The organism is Bradyrhizobium zhanjiangense, assembly GCF_004114935.1.
Lineage (GTDB): Bacteria > Pseudomonadota > Alphaproteobacteria > Rhizobiales > Xanthobacteraceae > Bradyrhizobium > Bradyrhizobium zhanjiangense.
Genome location: NZ_CP022221.1, coordinates 7,585,936 through 7,606,823, shown reverse-complemented (window position 1 = coordinate 7,606,823; position 20,888 = coordinate 7,585,936). Strand labels below are relative to the sequence as shown.

The following is a 20,888-nucleotide window of genomic DNA, read 5'->3' as shown; positions in this document are numbered from 1 at the left end:
CGCGTTTCGCCGCGTGTTATATTCGCCCTCAACTGCCGGTTCTTTCGAGTGCTTTTGCTCGCGTGACTTTCTCATCCCAATACCATCCTCCAGAACCTTTCGCTGGACGATTTCAGGAATTGCACAATGCTGCAGGTGAATAAGCCGTCGTCGGAGATCAACCGCGATTACGCCGACGCGGATGACTCACCGGCCCAGACGCTCACCTCCTATGTCGAGATCGCTCGCCGCCAGTTCCCGACCATGGTCGCGATCGTCTCGGCCTGCGTGATCCTGGCGCTGCTGTATCTCTTCACCGCCGCGCCGCAGTTTACCTCCACCGCCTCGATGGTGATCGACACCCGCAAGGTGCAGCTGTTCCAGCAGCAGTCGGTGCTCGGCGATATCGCCGTGGATTCCGCGACGGTGGAGACCCAGGTCGAGATCCTGAAATCGGAGAACATCAGCCTCGCGGTGATCCGCGACCTGCACCTGATCGACGACCCCGAATTCACCGGTGCCGGTGGCGGCCTACTCGGCACGGTCATCGGCGCCGTTTCCGGACTGTTCTCGGAGGGTCACGCGCCATCCGAGTTCGAGCAGACCCGCAAGGCACTGGAGCGCTTCGAGAAGAATCGCACCATTAAGCGGCTCGGGCTCACCTATGTGATGGAAATCGGCTTCACTTCGAAGGATCCGGCGAAGGCCGCGAAGATCGCCAATGCAATCGCGGACGCGTACATTGTCGACACGCTTGAGGCAAAATACCAGGCCACCCGCCGCGCCAGCGTGTGGCTGCAGGACCGCATCAAGGAGCTGCGCACCCAGGCCTCCGCCGCGCAGAAGGCGGTGGTGGATTTCAAGACCGCCAACAACATCGTCGATACCGGCGGCCGTCTCATGAACGAGCAGCAGCTCGCCGAGGTGAACAGCCAGCTTGTCATGGCCCATGCGGCCACCGCCGAAGCCAAGGCGCGGCTCGATCGCATGAACGACATCCAGAAGCAGGAAGTCCCGGACGCCAACGTCGCCGACGCGCTGAAGAACGATACGATCGTCAAATTGCGCGGCCAATATGTCGATATGGCCTCGAAGGAATCGATCTGGTCGATGAAGTACGGCTCGGATCACTTGGCCGCCGTCAACCTCCGCCGGCAAATGGCGGAGATCAAAAAGAACATCCAGGACGAGTTGAAGCGCATCCAGGAATCTTACAAGAGCGACTACGACATCGCGGTGACGCGCGAGGAGAGCATCAAGTCGAGCCTCGCCAATGTCGTCTCGGAATCGCAGCTGACAAACCAGGCGCAGGTCCAGCTCCGCGAGCTCGAGAGCAACGCGCAGAGCTACCAGGCGATGTATGACAACTTTCTGCAGCGCTACATGGAAAGCGTGCAGCAGCAGTCATTCCCGATCACGGAGGCGCGGGTGATCAGCGCGGCGACTACGCCGCTGAAGAAAAGCTATCCGAAGTCTCTGATCATCCTGTCCGCGAGCTTGCTGGGGGGCTTATTGCTGGCGTTCGGCGTTGCGATCGCTCGCGAACTCACTGACAAGGTATTCCGTACCACCGGACAGGTCGAGGACGTCCTTGGCGCGAATTGTATTGCAATCCTGCCAGCGCTCGGCGCTGCGGCCTCAGCCACGAGGATCGGTGACAGGATGCTTGCTAGCAAGCTCCCGAGGAAGGGCAACCCGGAGCCCGATCTATTGCGCTACGTTGTCGACAACCCGTTATCGCGTTTCTCGGAAGCCGTGCGTTCGGTGAAGGTAGCGGTCGACCTCAACGCGATCGTGCGCGAAAACCGCGTTCTAGCGACTACCTCGACCCTGCCAAACGAGGGTAAGAGCACGCTCTCGACCAACCTCGCTCAACTGATGGCGCACGGTGGGGCGCGCGTTATCCTAGTTGATTCCGATCTGCGCAACCCCTCCCTGTCGCGCGCACTGGTGCCTGATGCGAAATTCGGCCTCGTCGATGTCGTCGCGCAGAAGATTCGGCTCGAGGACGCGCTAGTGATTGATCCCGAGACCAAGCTCTCGATCCTGCCGGCAGGCACCACCTCGAAGCTGCTGCACACCAACGAGATCATGGCTTCGAAGGCCATGCACGCGCTGGTCACCGAGCTCCGCGCGAAATTTGATTACGTGGTGTTGGATATGCCGCCGATGGCGCCGGTGGTGGACGTGCGCGTCACCTCTTCCTTCATCGATTCCTACGTGTTCGTGGTGGAGTGGGGCAGTACCAAGATCGACGTCGTCAGGCACAATCTGCGCGGCTCGCCGGAGATCCAGGACAAATTGCTTGGCGTCGTCCTCAATAAGGCCGATACCAAGGCGCTCGCCCGTTATGAGTCCTATCACGGCCGCTACTACTATCAGAAATATTATGCCCGTTACGGGTATGTTGAGTAGACTGCGCTATGTGCCCTTCCTACTGCGGGGCCTACTGCTCGCCGGCGGACTTGCCGGTTTGCACTGGTCGGCTGTCGCGCTGCCATCGTTCTTGCGGATGCTGCCAAGCGGCGCTGTTGCTCTCCGGATCATTGCTGACGATAGGTTCCAAACGAGCGCTCTCGCGAACGTAATGCCTATGATCGAGGCCCAACGGGCTGCTGCGTTCGAGCAGCCTGAGTTTGCGCGTGTCAGAGCACTTGTTCAGCTTCGACTCGCCGAAGAAGCGTTGGCCCGCAAGAGTTCGGAGGACGCCGATCGTAGCATCTCCGTCGCACTAGGGGACCTGAAGTTGGCGCTACAGGTCAATCCAGGGGATTCTTTCCTTTGGTTGCTGCTCTATTCCGTAGAAATTGCTCGTGGCGGTTTTGGCAGCGATAGCATGCGCTATCTTGATCAGTCATACACTGCCGGACCTTATGAAGGTTGGATAGCACTAAGGCGCAACCGGCTGGCGTTAGCGGCCTTTCCGGCCTTTAGTGATGCCATGCGATCCGAGGTGCTCTCGGAATTTGAGAAGATGGTCGATGATGGTTTTATCGACGAAGCAGCGGCCAATCTGATGGGTGTTGGGTGGCCGCACCGCGAACAACTGCTCGCAGCCCTCGGTTCCGCTGACATTCTGTCCAGACAGGGCCTTTCTAAACGGCTTGCCGCTGATGGGATCAAGCTGACTATACCGGGCATTGCTATCGACGACAGGCCTTGGAGATAATGAAGATGCAGTGCGCTCAACTTAGATGCAGTATCGCTCTAGTGGTTGCTCTCGCAGTTGAACTGCCGCCGATGGCTGCTCATTCGCAGGCAGCGGATGCGAGTTCGAGCAAGTCAAAATTCATGATGCAAGGACAGGCCGAGCAATCGAACGGGCCACCCGTTCGTGATGCACTGGGCCGGCCATGTCTTGACGTGGAAGCTGCGGCACGTCCGCAGGTGGTGAATCCGAATATGATGGATCACGTGGTTAGTATTAAGAACAACTGTCCCAAGATAGTGCATACTAAGATCTGCTACTACAATTCGGAACGATGCAATGAAGTCACGTTACAGCCGTACAAGAGAGCTGACACTATCTTAGGCACGATGCGAAATATGAGTTTTTTTCGCTACAAGATCTACCAGAAATAAAGCGCCTAGGTTTTCCTAGGTCACGCGAGTGAGCCGATTGTTGTTGTCCAAATTGGATATAGAAGTGACCAGTATTTCCGTTGCGCCCTCGGTGAGCTTGGAGCAATGCGATGCTCGCACGAATGAAGGCGATCGTTGTGTCCTTGGTCGTGTTTCCATACTCATCCCGTCCTACATGCGCGGGGAAGATCTGCGCACCACACTGCAGCACACCGTGGCGCAGGATTACGGCGACAAGGAGATCATAGTCGTCGATGACAGTACACCAACGTCGACAATCCTCGATGTTGTTAGAGAATTTCCGAACGTAACCTATGTCCGCACGCCCGAGAATCTGGGACTGATAGGAGCTCGCAATTTCGGTGCGGCGCTATGCACAGGCGAGTTCCTTCTCAATCTGGATGATGACAGCTGGTTGGAGGATAGGCTCGCGCTGACAGAAATTGTGGAGTTCATGCGGGCTCACCCGCGGACGGGCGTCGCCGGCTTGAATATTCGGGTGCCAAATCAAAACTATGTTTGGCCGGTGGATTCAAAGTCTAAGCTGCTCCGAAACTACACAGGTTGCGGCAACGTTTATCGACGGGGGATAATAGCTGCTGTAGGTGATTACATCACTGAGTTCCACCGTCAGGGTGAGGAGGTGGAGAGGTCTTTGCGCATTATGGATGCTGGATATGAAATCCGCAGCGCTCCCTCGATACGTGTTTTCCACGCGCAATCCGTTATCAATCGGCACCCCGCGCGTCATATTGCATTCACCGCGGCCAACTATCTGCGCAGAGAATTGATTAGGGCGCCCCTCTGGCTGCTTCCATTCGGCTGTCTACGCGCGCTTCGCTGGGCCGTTCGTCACCGGAACGAGATGGATCGTAGGGTCTACATCTCTGAGGTGTTCGGACGGCGTGTGCCGCTCTTGCCCTTTGTTCGGCGTTATCGGGCGCCCGTCAGTACCTCGACTTACCTCTCGGCGCTGGCGCTGAACAATTAGGTTTGCTCCAGATGATTGCACAGCACGCAGTGGTCACGCACAGCTCGGCCCATGGTGCTCCACATGAGCGGAGAGGCGGGTGGGCTGTTGCTCTCCTCTGCGCGTCGTTCGTCGTTTCGTGGTCTATTGAACCCGAGCTTTTCGAGAGCGGCCCGAGTCTAGCGGCGGCGATGCGCTGGATCATCGTTATTACGATGTGCATGATCTCGCCCCTTGTCTCACTGAGCGGCGTCGGCCGGTGTTGGTCGATCATCGCATTTGTTGGCGCGATCGGCCTCACCATTCCTTTCAGCGGAGCCCTAGAATCGTCGTTCCCAATCTTTGCTCGAATTCTAGGCGCTGGTGTTTTGGCGATCTTCGTTGGAACATTACCCTTTTCTCAGCGGATACGGGTTGTCCGGACTCTTTTGTTCGTGATCGCGGCGCTTGTAATTTGCTCGCTATTGTTGAGTTTTATCTCACCGGAGCGTGCTTACCGGGCGATGGGAATTCGTCCACGACTTTATGGGCTCACGCCTCATCCTGCCATACTCAGTTATCTGGCGAGCCTAGTCGCGACGGTCTTCACCTCAACCGCACTATTTACGAAAGCAAGAAAAATGTCTCGCCTTCGAGATGGATTACTTGCTGTACTCAGCGCAGTTGTAATCGTGATGGCGGACTCACGGACAGGTGAAATCGCCCTTCCTGCCGCTCTTCTTTGTCAAATGGCAGCGTTCCGCTTGGTTAAGTCTCGTGTCCTGCTGCGTTCTATAAGACTGCCTTGGCTAACGTTCGCGGGCGCAATGGTTGTATGTGCTAGTCTCCCAATCGCCGTAGCCACTAGAGCAATACCGGTTTCGATTGAAGAAAATCAGTACGCTGGGTCTACGCAATCGCGCCTAGCCATTTGGAGTTTAGGTCTCTCGGATTTTGAGGACAATGTAATTGTGGGGAACGGGTTGGGGACGGCATTTATTGTAGACGACCCAAACGCCGACAAGAACTTCCTTTTATATTACCATTCTGTCTTGATAAATTATCTAGCGAAGACTGGATTGATAGGAGCGGCGGGGTTTGTTGTTCTGTTGCTGAGTGCGTGTTATGCGTGCCTTGCCTACGCGCAGCGGATTGCTCGACAGCGCTCTTTCGGCGAAAGTGAGATGATCTTGTTAAGTTTCATTGTGGCGGCTTGCAGCGTCACGGTCGCTTTTGCAACGGTCGAGGCGGCGCTCCAAAATATCTACCCGTCCTTTCTAATATTCTTCTTGTCAATTACGCTTCCTTCGCGACAGCTGCGCTAACTGCAGAAGACGATGCGGCCCCTACTTGCCATTTACTTCGCGCTTAGCATGTTGGCACGTGCGCTTAGCTTTGTCAGCGTTCTGCTGTTCGCTCATGCCATGACCCCCGCGGAATTCGGGATCTATGCCTTCCTCCAAGCTTCTACCAGCGTCATTGTCGTTTTTGCCACATTGAACCTCCCAACGCCGATAACAGTCGTTCTCGCCCGGGGGGGGGGGGCGCGCCTGAAGCTTGAGAACACAATCTTAGTTGGTGCTGTATTGAGTTCAATCTTGCTCTCAGCTTTGGTCTCGGCCTCCTCCTATTCGTTCGCGTTCCCCGATGTTTCTCTCAATTCGGAAGAGTTGGTTTATTTCATTGTACTCACGGGAATGAACAGCTTGCAGATACTCACCGGAGCTGCGCTGATTGCACGCGGGCGGCACGTACAAAGCGCCTTGGCTGCGCTTATGACTACTTCGACAGTTTGTCTCGGACTCACCTTGATGTCTGACGTCTCTCTAGTGGAGGCGCTTCGTCTCGCAGCTGTTTCAGCGACGATTGGCGGAGTTACATCGATATTTATGGTTCTTTCCGGTGGGCTTCACTACGATTTTGGAGGTGCTGTTGATTCGCTTAGAAAATTTCTGAAGCGCAGCGGAACGAGCATTTTGATCTTCTCGTTGCTTTCATTCTGCGGCTCCTTGTCGTTCCAGTTTGGGCTTTGGTTCTTGCAGAGACAGCTGCTCGTCAATGGCGGCGCGGAGCAAGCTGCTACGTTTGCAATCGGTAATCAATTCTATAACATTGTTTTGTTCCTTCCTGGAATATTTGGCCCTTTGCTACTACGGCGTCTCAGTAGGACGCGTGAAGAACATCAGCTGCGTTTAGCATTGTGCGCGGGAGCTGCAGCTGTTGGCGTTAGTATTCTCGGGATAATCGTCTTCATTCTGATGAGCCCATTGATCTTGATGCTCTTGCCTAGCAAGTACCAAATCGATGCAGAGCCGCTTGTGTTGTCGATTGTGGCGGGCGCCATTATGTTCGCAAAAGCGCCCCTTTCGGTGTTTTTTCAAGCTCGGGTCTCAGCCGGTGCTGAGGTGCTCGCCTCCGTAGTCGGTAGCGTAGTGCTCGTGATCGGTGCGTGGATTCCGGTGTTAGTTGTGAACGCAACTCAATCATTATGGTTGAGAGTTGGAGCCCATTTGGCGTTACTTCTGATAGTTCTCGTCGCGTTGCTCATGCAATCGCGTTCAACCACTCGCAAATTCTGGTGTCGCCCATGACTCGTCGGGCTAATTCAATTAGCGTGATTATACCCTCTTACAACGCAGGTCCGTACCTTGCTGCAACACTCCAGTCTGTCTTAGCGCAAGGAGCTGACGACGTTGAAGTGATCCTCGTTGATGGGAACAGTACTGACAACACTTTGGAGGTGGCATCAGCGTTCTCCTCAAAGTTGTGTATCAAAATCGTGTCCGAGCCCGATCATGGGCAGCTCGATGCAATGCAGAAGGGGGTTCGTCTCGCGAGTGGAGACATTGTCTTTTGGCTAAATGCGGATGATATCGTTATGCCTGGAGCGTTCGCCGAGGTGCGGGCCGCCTTCGCGGCTCACGACATCGATTTTGTCTATTCGGATGACGTTGCCTTTAGAGAAGAAGATAGAGGCTACTACTATAGCCCAACCATACGGGGACTCTCCGATCATGATCATTTTCTTTTCTATCGGCAATTGTATTCGGATTGTGTGTATTGGAAGCGTGCCATTACTCGGTATCTGCCTGAGGAGGCGTATGGGTTGCGGCTCTATACGGATTATGCCTTCTTTCTTCGCCTTCGTTGGGGACGAAGAGGGCGGTGGATTAAGAAGCGACTCGGAGCGTTTCGCATTCGGGAAGATCAGGTTTCGGCAAAATTTAGATCCCGTAAGCGAGAAGAGTATGAGCGAGTAAAGATGATGCACCGAGACTACATTGGGCTATCCAGGAGAGCATTCATTGTTGCGCGGTTCGCCTACTGGTCTTGGTTCTTCATTCGTCAGCAGCTGCGGCCCCAACTTGAGCGTGCCACCCGGCGCGCGATCAGATTCTTGACCAAGGATCGAAAGCGCGCACGTGAAGCGCATTTCTTCTACTCGGCATGGCTACTTCCCAAAGGAAGTGAGAGGCCCTTATGAACAGAAACACTAAGTGGCTATTCTGTGTCGCAACGCTTTCGGTGGCGGCTACTCCCGCGGTCGCGCAAGTGCCCGCCCCCTGCAGTGCGATCGGCTATATCACTAAGACTTTCGATAGCGGCTTCGCGGAGCGAGGTAAGAACTTCGACGAGGCCGGGACCTATCCCCCAGGATACCTGTGGTATCGCTGGAATTGGTTCAATACTAAGCCCAACAGACGTCTCTCTGGATTGCGTTCGGATGGAAGCATTTCGGCCAGCGGCGGGCTCGATGGTAGTCTTGTCTCAGCAGCACGATCGTCAAATTCGTCGGGCTTCGTGGGCACCGCATTTGGGGGGGGGGCTTGCGTAGAGGTTACCCTCAGGTTTGATCCCAGTCCGCGATCATCCAGTGAACCGCATCCTTCATTCTGGGCGATGTCAAAGGAACACTTAGATGGAAGCGGGGCGGACCAATGGCCCGGCAAAGAGCCTGGGTTCACACACTTTGTCGAGTGGGACATACTTGAGTATTTCAAGGTGCAGCCGCCAGCTTTTCTCAGCGGCTGGATCGATTGGTATGGGCGATACATCCCACATGGTGAGTTAAAGCTGGACGAACAAGTCTGCCATCGTCCGTTCTGTAAGCGCGCCAACACTTTTAAGCCCTATCCCCGCGCGTTTCCTCCTACTCTCGACTGGAGCAATTGGCAGACCATAGTAGGCGTTTGGACCTCTTCCTCCGTAGACCGACCTGGGTGCATTCAAACGTTCTTAAATGGTGCTCCTATTGCCCCGCAACATTGTTGGACGAGCCTCACGTCCACTCGCGATCGAATGGAGGAGTTCCTTGATTTCTCTCTCATTGATCGACATCACATGGTGTTGGTCATCGGAAGCGGTAAAGATCCAATATTTGTACGCTCTGTCCGCGTCTACCAGCAGAGTTCGCGAGACAACCTGTCAAATTGATTGAGTTCTTAACTGCTAGGCTTTTGTGCTTCTACGGCGAGCTCTCGAATCTGGTTAACCGGATCGTGGAAGCGCTTGGACTCTTCAACCAATTTGAACATACCGTCGCCGCTGTCGCCAAACGAGCATCGGCGAATATTGACAAAACCCGACCGCTCAAGCTGAGCGTGCATTGAGACGTAGTCCCACATCCAATGGTGCAGACTGCCGCCTAAGGCTCGACTGACTTTTTGGACCAGCGACGAAGGTCTTTGTTCCAGCCCCAAATATGTTGCTCGCATAAACCAATCGTTTGCGCTTGAGGAGCTGCTGTCAAGTTGTTGAAGGTATCGACGTGCCCGCTCCTCGAGGTCTGGCACCACTAAGCGGAACAGCCCGCCGGGCTTTAGTATCCGGAACGTATTTCGCAGTGCGATCTCAAAATCCGTTCGAGCCAAGTGCTCAAGGACGTGACTAGCGTACACACCGTCAGCAGAATTGTCTGGCACGGGAAGACCGGCAACGATGTCTCCGACCACGATGTTCTCGGGAAAACGCATCGCGTTCTTGCGTACAAATCGTCCAACCAGTGGCAGCTTCTCCAGCCGAATCGTTGGAGAGGAATCAAAGTTCAACCACTCGTCAGGAGCAGAGTAGCCACAGCCATATTGTATGTAGGTCATTCGGTCGCCTTCAGTCCTTCAACTTACGTGTGAGCCGAGCATTTTGAATCGCTTTGCATCCGTCGAGAATAGAGCGGCCGGCTAAATCAGGGTTAAACCGCGCGATATGATCAAGGCATGCTCGTGCAGTATTCGCGATGTCGGCAAAAGCCGCAGGAGCAGCGTTCATGCGCTCGGCAAGTTGCGCCACGTTGCCCCATTCGAAGGAAAAACCTGTCTTCCCCTCGACAACCAATTCTGGAACGCACCCACAACGATGGCTAACAATCACCGGGCAGCCATAACTAAGAGCCTCGTTGACGACCAAGCCCCAAGGCTCACCATGACTTGGCAGAACCAAGCAGGTCGCCTTCGAATATTCATTGAAGAGCTCAGAATCAAACTTTGAACCCTCGAAGAGAACCTGTTCTTGAATGCCGAGTTCTGCAACAAGTTTGCGCAGCTGTGGCTCTGAAGGCCCTTTTCCTACGATGACTAAGTGCGCACGAGGGTTTGATCCAAGTGCCTGCTTGAATGCCAAAATGAGATGATCCAGAGACTTCTCGGTAGAAAGGCGCCCTACGTACAGAAATCGCGGAGGGCTGTCGATGTCTGCGCTTGTGATCCGTTCCTCAAGAGCAAGCTGCGCTGAGTATTCCCTTGGCAAAGCCGCCGCCTGGCATCGAATAAAGCTCCTGCTGCTTGGAACACCATAGTAGTTCACGTACTCTTTGGCACGTATACCATACGAAAATATCCCGCTCGCCCAGTTGAAGATGATGCGTTTGGCTATGCCTTTCCAAAAGGTTTGGGGTTGGTCGAAAAGTGTGGAATCACAGAACAACGCGAAGGGGCGACCTCTCAGGCTCAGGACAAGAGCTTGGATCCAAACAACGGGTCGTTCATATCCTGCGAGGATCGTCACGTCGGCTGGATCTCGCCAAGTCAATTTGGCTGCTTTCCACATCAGCTTCAGGGCCGGAATTTCCGATGATGCTCCTTTGAACAGCAGCGTAAATGGATACTGGTGCCAGCTCTGATCCACCGGGGACAGGCTGGTTCGGTTCGTGTCCGTTTCGGCGATCTGATAGAAGTTGACTTTGATATTTGTAGCTTGGGCCTGGCGGTAGACCGAAGAAAAGACGACGGCCTTGTAGCGGGACCACAGAATGTTGTGCCAAATCGCGATCTTCATAAAAATCTCTGGCGCGACTATAAGACCGAGGAAGGGAGCGCCAGAGCCGCCCGCGCCCTTGCCCTCTCTGTGGCGTGCATATCTTCCGTGCTCTTGGCCAGCGAAACTCGAGATTTAAGTTTCTCGCGGTTCGCGTGAAGATCGTGCAGCCAAGCCAAGGCTGAGGGCACGAAGGGCTCGTTTTGCGGGATGATTAGGCCCTTCTCTCCAACCTGCGATGCAATGCAGCCTCTCTCGTACGCGATGACGAGGTTGCCCGCGGCAAGAGCTTCATAAATAACTGTCGGCTGCGCCTCGTTGGCATAAATGGTCGGAAACACAAACACGTCGATCGACTCGTAAAACCTGAGTTTGTCATCAGCGTAAAGGGGGCCAGCATATTTGAGGGACTCGCCAAGCTCTTTTTGTGCTGCCTCGACGGCGCTCCCGTCCCTATGTTCATCCAACGGTCCAGCAAGCATTCCCTGGATGTTCAAGCCCTGCTCGCGCCCCGCGCGCAATAGATCGAGAAACAGATAAAGGCCCTTTTCGCGATTAAGATTGCTCAGAAGCCCAATCCTGAGCGGCGCGCCAGGCGAGGGATGGGCTTGATTGGCTTGGGGTAAGACGAACGCCGCATTCGAAATCACGAGGGACCGCTCGGGCTTCCGATAGGTCTCGCTGAAGCGCTTTCGCATACGCTCGCACAGGAAGATGTGAACGACCTGCGGGCCGCCTGCACGAAGAGCAAGTGCCATGATTCGCCGCTTCTCGTTGATGTATCCGAAATTGTGATGATGCAGGTAGGTGGGGTACTTAAACAGACGCGCGAGGGCTAGAAGATAAATAGTGTAGACAAGACCGAAATCGCTCTGACATGGCATGTAGCACGCGCGATTGGCTCTCCACGCATTCAACACGAGATGCACTGATGCAAAAAGAACCGTGAACGTTCTGGACAAATGATACGTGACGCCGCGCTTGGCCACTTTCGGCGAGATGTTCAGCACCGTGACCTCGTGATCCTCCGCAAGGAGCTTGATGTATTCTGACGTGATATAGGCAAGCCCATCCACGGGTGGCGGTATCTGGCCGATCGCCACGATGAAGCGTCGGGGAGTAGGTATTGAAGCGGACCCCCAGGCACGGCCAATGGCCCGCAAGGATGTCCCAACTCGGATCGCCAAGAGATTCATGAACGGGTGGGGTACTTGAGATGGATCAACAAGCTGTTGGTCGGACAAGCGCGACGATTGTCGAAATGCTGTGTGAGTACATCAGTCAAACACAAGCGCCGACGATCAACTAACTTGCGCCCGGGCGGCATACTAGGAAAACTTGGGAATTGGCCCACCAAGGCAGAGGGAGGGGGGAATAGAATTCCTCCTCGACTGTGAAGTACTGAGAAATCATTTGACGAAGCCAGCGAAAATCGAAGCCTTTATGTGTCGGCAAGCGATTGGCTGCGCGCTCAACTGGGCGGGCAAAGGTGCCCGCAATCAATTCGCTGAGTGAGTAGTCGGACTTTCTTCTGAAGAGGAATGCTCGGTTAAGCTCCTTCAGGAGAAGTACTGGGCCCATCATGATCGGTACAGACACGATCAGCGTCCCGGTCGAGCGAAGTGATTTTGCGCCCTCCTCCAAGAACGCGTTCAATTGATCGTCGGACAAATGCTCGCAGGTCTCAAAACAGACAAGCAAGTCCAACTTCTCAGAAAGACCACTAAAATCGGAAACATAGCGAATCCTCGTGTCTGCTGATGCCGGCATATAAGGTTCAACAGCGTATAACTTGGCATCGGGCCTGCTGTCGCCTAGACCCGTCAAGAATAGCCCTGTGCCGGCTCCGAAATCACAAATCGTTCCGCCCTTCGGCAGATATTTGGTGGCCAAAGCAACTGATCGGGAGGCCCGCGTTCGATGCGCAAATCTAGCAATCGGATTGGGCGAGTTTATCGTCTGTGTATCGTAGGAAACGTGTCGTCCCATCTCAATATGCGCCCTTACTAACTAAGCCTGCAAAACCAGTTCGAAGTACAATCTTCACGTCCAACCACAAGCTCCAATTATTGATGTACCACAGGTCATGCTCCACGCGCTTCTGCATCAGCTCGAGCGTGCGGGTTTCTCCGCGATAACCATTAACCTGGGCCCAGCCGGTGATGCCGGGCTTGACGTGGTGGCGGAAGGCGTAGTTGCCGATGATCTGCTCATATTCGGTGTTGTGGGCGGCCGCGTGCGGGCGGGGGCCGACCAGCGACATGTCGCCCTTGAGCACGTTGAGGAGCTGCGGCAGCTCGTCGATCGAGGTCTTGCGCAGCCATTTGCCGATTGGCGTGACGCGCGGGTCGTTCTTCTGCGCCTGCACGATCGTCGGGCCGTCCTCGAGCACGCGCATGGTGCGGAACTTGAAGATCCTGAACGCACGCCCGCCAAAGCCGTGGCGGGTCTGGCGGAAGAACACCGGGCCCTTCGAGGTCAGCTTGATCACGATCGCGGTCACCAGCATCACCGGCGCGAACACCAGCAGCGCAAGGCTCGCGCCGACGAGGTCCAGCGCGCGCTTGAGCGCGCGTTCGCGATAAGAGAGTGGGGCGCGGCGCAGCTCGGCGGTGAAGGTGTTGCCGGTGCCTTCGAGCGGATAGCGCAGGAAGCGCGCCGTGTTGGCGTCCGGCACCAGATGCACCGGAAGCGGGAGGATCTTCAGCACGTCCAGAATGCTGTCGATCGCATGCTGCCGGCTCCAGTTGATCAGCAGGAAGACGTGCTCGATCCGGTTCTCCCGCGCGTAACTGATCAGCTCCTCGAAGCGCGGCGCCAGCGACGACAGCAGCAGCGGCGAATCGAGCTCCTTGGGCCGGACCTCCATCACCCGCATCAGGCGGTAGCCGTGCTGGCCGAGGTCGTCGACCGCGTTGGACGAGGTGGCAAGGCCGAACTCGGCGATCATGATCGCGCGGCCGTTGGCGAAGGCGCCGGTGCGCAAGGCATGCGCGGTCCAGCGCGCGGCGGCGGTTTTCCAGGCGAGCAGGACGGCGAGGCCGACCAGATAGAACGAGATCGTGGTGCCGCGGGAGAATTCGTCGCTGACCTTCATCGTGAAGGCGATCGCCAGCAGCGCGCCGAACAGAAAGGTCCACGTCGTCAGCGTCATCCGGAACGTGCGGCCTAAGTCGGTGACGGCCTTCAGCCGGTAGCCCTGCTGCACGATGGTCAGAAGCACGAAATTGATCGCAACGAGCAGGCTCGCCGCCGCATAGACGTCGGCCTTGCCGAGCGTACCGGCGGTTGCGACGTGATAGCCGACCGCGCAGCCGATCCCGCTGACCACGATCAGCGCCGCATCGATCACGGCCATCGACCGCTCGACAACCACAGGGCGCAACCAGCTCGGCGCAAAGCCTGTAGCTGTGGATGCGATTGGTGCGACCACTGCGCCAATTTCCCTCGCCGAATCAGCGACGGGCACCGGTCGCGTGGAAAGAAAAGTCATCCTGCCAAACCCATTGACGCAATATTCATTGCCCGAACGCGCCGTGCTATCGGTCAAAATCGCTGTTAGAACAAGGCGAAGGAAAAATTAACCTTACCCCACAAGCTGCATTGTAGCCCATCTCGCCTCGTGACTGATATGTTAAATTTCACAACCCGTTAGGAAGTTCTCGTTGCCTCGAACCCAGTCCCGGCGGCGACCTCGGCCGAGAGGGAAGCGGTACCTCGCCATTGGCCTTGCGGTCGTCGCGTTGGTAGGAACCGTACTCCTCGTTCTTCGTCCCGATAGGGCGCCTATGCGAGCTCCGACAGCTTCCAGGGCCGCCGCAGTCAAGCTCCTCCTGGACGGGCCATATGGCGCGCGGTTTGCCGGCGAACTCGCGGCATCCAGACAGGGATACTTCTCCTCCCGCATTGAGGTGTCGGCCCAGCCTGAAGATCCTGACTTCGTCCAAACCATTGCACGCCAACATGCCATCGGCGTGACCAGCGGCCAGAAGTTCTTGCTGGCGAGCTGGCGTGGCGTGCCCGTGACCGCGTTTGCTGCGAGCTTTCTCGATACTTCTGTCGCGATTTTTACGCTCGAAGCCTCGGGATTGCGGCGGCCGGCTGACCTGGTCGGAAAGCGGGTCGGATACCGCAGGGCGAGTGAGGGAGATGTCGTTTTCGATGCGATGATGGCGCAGCTCGGGCTTCCCCGGAGTCAGATCACCAAGGTCCCAGGCCGCGACAGCTTCGAGGCGCTGCGGGCCGGGGAGGTGGATGCGATCATCACCGCAATCGACGAGCAACCCGATCCCTCCAGTTCGGCTTTCGTGAAGCTAAATGTCATCAAGCCGCAAGACTACGGCATCCATGTCCCTGGCTTGGTCTACTTCGCGAGCAATGGTCTCGTCCATGAACAGCCATCCATGATTGCCGACATCCTTCAGGGCCTCATTCGAGGATGGCAATTTACCTATGCGGACTATGCACGGAGCGTGCCCGTTCTCGCCGGCGCCGGCCCGGCCAGGCTGAGCCCTGAGCGGCTGAAATTCGAGCTGCAGCAGCAGCGGCCGTTGGTGCTGCCGACGGGCGGTCGTATTGGCGACTACGACGAAAGCCGCTGGCGGACGCTCCGGGATATTCTCATTTTCGCCAAGCTCGGCGAGGAAGACGTGCCGCTGGCTCAGACGGTCAACTACCAGTTCCTCCGGGATGTGTACCGCCGTTCACCCGACCTCGCTGCCCCGGGCGCCTGGAGCGAGGAAAAGTAGGACCAAGAAGCCACACCTATGCGCCATATCGACCCAAAAGGCCTTTGGCCGCCGTGGCATCGGTTGCATTTCTACCGATCGCCTTGGTAAAGTTCGGTTCACTATTTGGGCTAGTTGCGGACCGCGATGTCGGCCGGCTGGGGTCTGACGAGCACGAGGATCAAATCCGCAGGGGCGAGGAGCTTTTTGGATGTTTAAGACGTTGATGCGAGCAGGTCTTTTGGCCGCAACTGTTACCCTCGGCGCGGCGAGCGGAGCAAGCGCCGCAATGCAGATGCCCGCACCGGCAGCCCTGCTCACGGGCGAGAGCCAGGTGACGCCTGTTACGTTCTGGGCGCAGCCGTACCCATATCGCTATGTGCCGGTGCGCCGTTGCCCCCTGGTGCGGGTCGAGACGCCCTATGGCTGGTACATGGACCGCGTTTGCGCGCCTGTCGGTCCTGTCCTACGTCGGGCATATTGAGCTTGGGCTGAAGCAGCGGCGGCCGCCGTTTCTTGCAAAGATTTAAAGGCAGCCGCACAGCTCATGCGGCTGCCTTGCTCATTTTTGTTTCGCAGAGTGCTGCTCTTTTGTGCGCGCAGCGCAGGTTCACCATGAATATCTTTGCCGGGCCGGGATAGGCTTTCGCATGGTGAAGGTTGTGTTACCAGATCGGCGGGGCTGCATCGGCAGCGTGATTGCTTAAGGCGGCGGTGGCTGGATCTCCTGGGAGTGGATCCGGCCAACCGGCCGCTGCTAGAGGATACGATGACAGGGGTTTCAACCTACGATCTCACGGGCAAACGTGTCTTTGTCGCGGGTCACCGCGGCATGGTCGGATCAGCTGTCGTCCGAAGGCTTGCATCAGAGAATTGCATTGTGCTGACGGCCGACCGGCGTGAACTGGACCTCACAAAGGAAGAGCCCACGCTGAAATGGCTGCAGGCCAATCGTCCCGACGTGGTGGTGCACGCCGCTGCGAAGGTCGGTGGTATCGCAGCCAACAACAGTTTCCCGGTCGACTTTCTCTGCGACAATCTTGCGGTGGAATTGAACGTCATCCGCGCAAGTCACACGGTTGGCGTGCAGCGCCTGTTGTTCCTCGGCTCATCCTGTATCTATCCCAAGCACGCCAAGCAGCCGATCGCCGAAAGCGAATTGCTGACGGGGCCGCTTGAGCCGACCAACGAGTGGTATGCGATCGCCAAGATTGCCGGCCTCAAAATGTGCCAGGCGTATCGTCGGCAGTATGGCGATGATTTCATCTCGGTGATGCCGACCAATCTCTACGGCCGCGGCGACAATTATCATCCGGACCATAGTCACGTCCCTGCAGCGCTGATCCGGCGCTTCCACGAAGCCAAGATCGCCAATGCGCCGAGCGTCTCCGTATGGGGCACCGGCGCGCCGCTCCGCGAATTTCTCAACGTCGACGATTTCGCCGATGCCTGCGTTTTCCTTCTGAAGAATTATTCGAGCGACCTGCCGATAAACGTCGGTAGTGGTGATGAGTTATCGATCGCAGACTTCGCGGCGGCCGTAGCGGCAGTCGTGGGTTACGGAGGCAAGCTGGCGTTCGATATCTCCAAGCCTGACGGAACGCCACGCAAGCTGCTGGATAGCTCGAGAATTCGCGGGCTTGGTTGGCAACCGAACGTCGCTTTGCAGGCCGGTCTCGCGACGGCCTACGCAGATTTCTTGGAAGGCTACGGACGTCATCTGGAAGTCAGCGCAACGCGCTGAGTAGACTACTTGGACTACAACAAAGCTTTTTATTCTGAACTTTGACTTGGGCGGGGCTTTATGCGTGTTCTCTTGGTGGGCATCAACTATGCCCCAGATCTGATCGGCGTTGCGAAATACAACGCCGAGCTCTGCGAAAGCTTGGCAGCCGACGGTCATGAAGTTCGAGTCGTTACGGCGCCCCCTTATTATCCGGCCTGGAAGATCCCCCCCGCATTCAAATCGTCGTACTTCAGACCGAGAGATGTTGACGGCGTTCGAGTAACACGTGTGCCGATTTATGTGCCCGGACATCCCTCGGGCGCTAAACGGCTGGTCCATCACTCTTCGTTCGCGCTCACGAGCGCGGCGCCGGTCCTCTTCGAGGCGCTATCCTGGCGACCCGACGTTATGATCGCCGTCGCGCCATCGCTGATGTCGGCTGCCTTCGTCTCGTTCGTCGCTCGTCGCGTCGGCGCAAAATCATGGCTTCATGTGCAGGATTTCGAGGTGGACGCGGCATTCGATCTTGGTCTGCTGCGCAACCATTCACTGCGCAAGTGGATGTTGAGAACGGAAGCTGCAATCCTCAAATCATTCGATCGCGTCTCAACTATTTCTGAGGCGATGCTGCTGCGCCTGGTCATCAAAGGGCTAGCGCCCAACAAAGCGCTTGAGGTCAGAAACTGGATTGATACCAGCACGGTCTGCCCCGGATCACGAATGACAAAATACCGCCGGCAGTTAAACCTCGGCGAGGGCGATATTGTTGCGCTCTACTCTGGAACGATGTCGAACAAGCAGGGGCTCGATCTCGTAATCGAGGCTGCGGTCAGATTGGAGCAAAGCCATCCAAATGTTCACTTTATTCTTACCGGCGAGGGACCGCACAAAACGAGGCTCGAGCAGATGGGCGCCGGACATTCCAACGTCCATTTTTTTGGACTTCAGCCCAACGAGAGCTTCAACGAATTGATGGCGACGGCCGATTTTCATCTCATTCCGCAGAAGGCCGAGGCGGCCGATCTGGTGTTGCCCTCGAAACTTGGTGCGATCTTCGCGTCCGCGCGGCCGGTCATCGCGATGGCCGAAGAAGGTACGGGGCTGTCGGTGGAAGTGGCCGGCGCCGGTCTCGTGATTCCGCCGGGAGATTTGTCAGCTCTGGAAGTTGCGGTCTGCCAGCTCAGTGAGTCGCCCGCACTCCGCCGGCGTTACGGCGATGAAGGACGAAAGCGCGCCCTCGAGCGATGGGATCGGTGGACCATCGTTCGGCGGTGGGCGGAAGTCATGGCAGGCGAGTCCAACTCAACTGGGAAAGAGGAAAGCGGCTCGGTAGGCGCTAACGACAACGTTGCATTGCCGGTGGAGGATGCGGTTCGTGTGCCCTGAGGTGCCTGGCCTCAACCAGCTGCGCTGCGATAGTTTTGTCGACCGAGACTAGCCGGAAGTAAGCGCCGCGATGAGCACTCATACCGCAGTCTCGCTCGCTGCGATGCTTGACCGACACGATCTTCCTCAGAGGGCGGCTATTAGTTCTGCGGCGAGACGATCCATAAGCACTAGTGTGAAACCAACCGTGAGATGGTTTGCGTCTCTATAGACAACGACGCCGTCGCGAATGGCCGGACATACCAAGCCTGTGCAAATCGACGATGTTAGGTCGATCATGCGCGCGTTGTTGATGGACGAGACGGCGCGTTGCTCCGCTTCGAACACTTCGTTGCTTGTAGTGAGCGAAAGACTGCGACTGCAGGTGCTAAATGGTAAGCGCCGCCATTCCGCCCGAGCAAGACAATTGCCGACGGGGTGGTAAGGAGTGGGATTGTCGCGGATCACAATGAGCTTGGCGTTGACCGGTTCGAGTTCCTTGAGCGCTCCAAATAATCCACGCTCCCAGGTCTCAATGCTCACTGCGTGAGGTCCCAGATTGGTGAATGGTCCCTTGACGTTTCCGCTCGAAAACTGCGCCAACAGTATCGCGTCCGGGCTATCTTGAGTTTTTATCATGGCGATTGCCTGCTCGCGCCAGCTTGCGCACTGCGGCGAGAGCCGGCGAAGTCGCAAACTGTAGACCTTGGAAACCGGGATATCAGCGATAGGACACGAGGCCTTCAGGTAGGTAATAAGCCGCCATCCTCTCTGTTCGGCAATAGCCGCGAGCGCGGTCGTCCATTGATCGGCGTGAGAATCTCCCAACAGCACAATTGTCTTTGTATAGCTGGATGGGCCAAACACGCAGCGGATGGGACCTTGTGTGGTGAACCCGGCCAGACAACCACTCTCGCTCGAAAGTGAATATTTCGAAGTCGAAGCAACTATCTTCGCTTGCGCGGCATTCGTGACGTGCTGCGCAATGGCGAACGAAAGGATGCCGGCAACCGTGGCGGCTAACGTAACGGCGCCGCCCATGACTATTGATCGTACAGATCGCTGTGCCAGCCAGTGGCTAGCTCTGATGGGGTATTCGAGCCAGGCGAGGCTGAGCGACGAGAGAACGATTGTCATAACAAAGAAAAGGCAATTGGCGAGTGCCGTGCTGCCAACAAGCACCGTACCAAGAACTGCAACCGGCCAATGCCAGAGGTAAATGGCGTAGGACCGGGCACCGAAGAACTGAAACGGATGCGTCCTGAGCAAAGCCGACGGTCCAGCAGGATTGTTCCCCGTGAGCAGCAGCAGTGCCGTAGCTGCCACCGGAACAACGGCAACTACTCCCGGGAACGCCATGAAGCCGTCGATAGCAAAGAATGACAGGATGAGAAGTGCGAAGGACAACCATCCAACGATCGAACTCGAGCCAGGCTGCTTTGCCCAGCGCTCGAAGGGTCTTGTTGCGATCAGAGCTCCTGCTCCAAACTCCCACGCCCGAGGGGGCGCGAGATAGAACGCCCAAGCTTGCTTGCCGTAGGTCAGGTAGATGCAGCCAGCGAACGATCCGAACACTACGATCAGCAAAGCTAGCAGGATGATCTTTTGGCTGAAACGACCGACAATGAGGAGAAACGCGGGCCAGACCAAGTAAAATTGTTCCTCGACTGAAAGCGACCACGTATGAAGGAAGGGATTGAGTGAACTTTCGGGGGCGAAATAGTTCATGGATTGGCGGAGGAGCCAAACGTTGGCGGCATACAGCGCTGAAGCTGCGGCCGACTTGGCCATCTCCTTCTGTTCAAAGGGCGCCAGCACGAAGTATCCGATGATCAAGGTCGCTAGCGTGACCGCGAAGGCGGCAGGCAAGAGTCTCTTAGCCCTGCGACCATAGAAGCCAAGCAAATCGAGTTTCCCGGTCGCGGCTATCTCCCGAAGCAAAAGTTGCGTGATCAGGAAGCCGGATATGACGAAGAACACGTCTACACCGACAAATCCGCCGGTTAAGCCCGGAACTCCGTAATGAAAGGCGACCACCGATAGAACTGCGATCGCCCTTAGCCCCTCGACATCAGCTCTGAAATGGGTCGCCGCTCGCGATACGGGCTGCATGTCTATTGCTGTGCACATTGCATCTGGAAACGCGCGAACAATCAGTACCACGCATTTCGTTCGGGGAGTTTGTCCGTTTTCGGATGTTCGTGCGGCGGCGGCGAGGCAAGGGCTAGTGTCGGCGGATACGCGAAGGAGAAGTCGGACCTGACCCGCCAGGCGCGAAGAAGTAATCTGCAGATAATATCCGCTCCGACCA

The 20,888-nt window shown here is 56.5% G+C and carries 16 protein-coding genes; 10 read left to right on the top strand and 6 right to left on the bottom strand.

The window, feature by feature from the left end; genetic code table 11:
• Nucleotides 1–126: 126 nt before the first annotated feature.
• From XH85_RS36370 to XH85_RS36350, 6 genes are all read left to right on the top strand, one after another.
• Nucleotides 127–2,394 (top strand): AAA family ATPase, encoded by a 2,268-nt coding sequence (locus XH85_RS36370; protein ID WP_128935758.1) that lies wholly within the window; start codon nucleotides 127–129, stop codon nucleotides 2,392–2,394.
• 178 nt (nucleotides 2,395–2,572) lie between these two features.
• Nucleotides 2,573–3,148, top strand: a complete 576-nt coding sequence (locus XH85_RS36365; protein ID WP_128935757.1) for a hypothetical protein — start codon at nucleotides 2,573–2,575, stop codon at nucleotides 3,146–3,148.
• A 477-nt stretch (nucleotides 3,149–3,625) separates the two neighbouring features.
• Nucleotides 3,626–4,552, top strand: coding sequence for a glycosyltransferase family 2 protein (locus tag XH85_RS36360; RefSeq protein WP_128935756.1), 927 nt, complete (start codon nucleotides 3,626–3,628; stop codon nucleotides 4,550–4,552).
• A 170-nt stretch (nucleotides 4,553–4,722) separates the two neighbouring features.
• Nucleotides 4,723–5,835 (top strand): O-antigen ligase family protein, encoded by a 1,113-nt coding sequence (locus XH85_RS36355; RefSeq protein ID WP_164939173.1) that lies wholly within the window; start codon nucleotides 4,723–4,725, stop codon nucleotides 5,833–5,835.
• Between the two features lie 48 nt (nucleotides 5,836–5,883).
• Entirely contained in the window at nucleotides 5,884–7,101 is a 1,218-nt protein-coding gene (locus XH85_RS45545) for a lipopolysaccharide biosynthesis protein (protein WP_128943676.1), read from the top strand.
• Complete coding sequence (locus tag XH85_RS36350) at nucleotides 6,999–7,994, top strand: glycosyltransferase (RefSeq protein ID WP_128943677.1); 996 nt, start codon at nucleotides 6,999–7,001, stop codon at nucleotides 7,992–7,994. Before XH85_RS45545 ends, XH85_RS36350 begins: the two co-directional genes overlap by 103 nt.
• 958 nt (nucleotides 7,995–8,952) lie before the next feature.
• On the opposite strand, the gene XH85_RS36345 is transcribed toward XH85_RS36350, so the two are convergent.
• The 5 genes from XH85_RS36345 to XH85_RS36325 form a co-directional block, all read right to left on the bottom strand.
• Entirely contained in the window at nucleotides 8,953–9,606 is a 654-nt protein-coding gene (locus XH85_RS36345; RefSeq protein ID WP_128935753.1) for a class I SAM-dependent methyltransferase, read from the bottom strand.
• Nucleotides 9,607–9,616: 10 nt separating this feature from the next.
• Nucleotides 9,617–10,780, bottom strand: a complete 1,164-nt coding sequence (locus XH85_RS36340) for a glycosyltransferase (protein ID WP_128935752.1) — start codon at nucleotides 10,778–10,780, stop codon at nucleotides 9,617–9,619.
• Nucleotides 10,781–10,797: 17 nt separating this feature from the next.
• On the bottom strand, nucleotides 10,798–11,862 hold the full coding sequence (locus XH85_RS36335; protein ID WP_164939175.1) for a glycosyltransferase family 4 protein: 1,065 nt from the start codon (nucleotides 11,860–11,862) through the stop codon (nucleotides 10,798–10,800).
• Between the two features lie 202 nt (nucleotides 11,863–12,064).
• A complete protein-coding gene (locus XH85_RS36330; RefSeq protein ID WP_338025580.1) occupies nucleotides 12,065–12,748 on the bottom strand; it encodes a class I SAM-dependent methyltransferase in 684 nt (227 codons plus the stop codon).
• A gap of 1 nt (nucleotide 12,749) precedes the next feature.
• Nucleotides 12,750–14,117 (bottom strand): undecaprenyl-phosphate glucose phosphotransferase, encoded by a 1,368-nt coding sequence (locus tag XH85_RS36325; protein WP_128935749.1) that lies wholly within the window; start codon nucleotides 14,115–14,117, stop codon nucleotides 12,750–12,752.
• Between the two features lie 430 nt (nucleotides 14,118–14,547).
• On the opposite strand from XH85_RS36325, the gene XH85_RS36320 reads away from it, so the two are divergent.
• The 4 genes from XH85_RS36320 to XH85_RS36305 all read left to right on the top strand — a co-directional run bounded on the left by XH85_RS36320 (nucleotide 14,548) and on the right by XH85_RS36305 (nucleotide 18,598).
• On the top strand, nucleotides 14,548–15,507 hold the full coding sequence (locus XH85_RS36320) for an ABC transporter substrate-binding protein (protein WP_245473840.1): 960 nt from the start codon (nucleotides 14,548–14,550) through the stop codon (nucleotides 15,505–15,507).
• 190 nt (nucleotides 15,508–15,697) lie between these two features.
• Complete coding sequence (locus XH85_RS36315) at nucleotides 15,698–15,970, top strand: hypothetical protein (protein WP_245473839.1); 273 nt, start codon at nucleotides 15,698–15,700, stop codon at nucleotides 15,968–15,970.
• Nucleotides 15,971–16,255: 285 nt separating this feature from the next.
• On the top strand, nucleotides 16,256–17,230 hold the full coding sequence (locus tag XH85_RS36310; RefSeq protein ID WP_128937551.1) for a GDP-L-fucose synthase family protein: 975 nt from the start codon (nucleotides 16,256–16,258) through the stop codon (nucleotides 17,228–17,230).
• 60 nt (nucleotides 17,231–17,290) lie between these two features.
• Complete coding sequence (locus tag XH85_RS36305; protein WP_128935747.1) at nucleotides 17,291–18,598, top strand: WcaI family glycosyltransferase; 1,308 nt, start codon at nucleotides 17,291–17,293, stop codon at nucleotides 18,596–18,598.
• Nucleotides 18,599–18,724: 126 nt separating this feature from the next.
• On the opposite strand, the gene XH85_RS36300 is transcribed toward XH85_RS36305, so the two are convergent.
• Entirely contained in the window at nucleotides 18,725–20,689 is a 1,965-nt protein-coding gene (locus tag XH85_RS36300; protein WP_164939176.1) for an acyltransferase family protein, read from the bottom strand.
• Nucleotides 20,690–20,888: the final 199 nt, after the last annotated feature.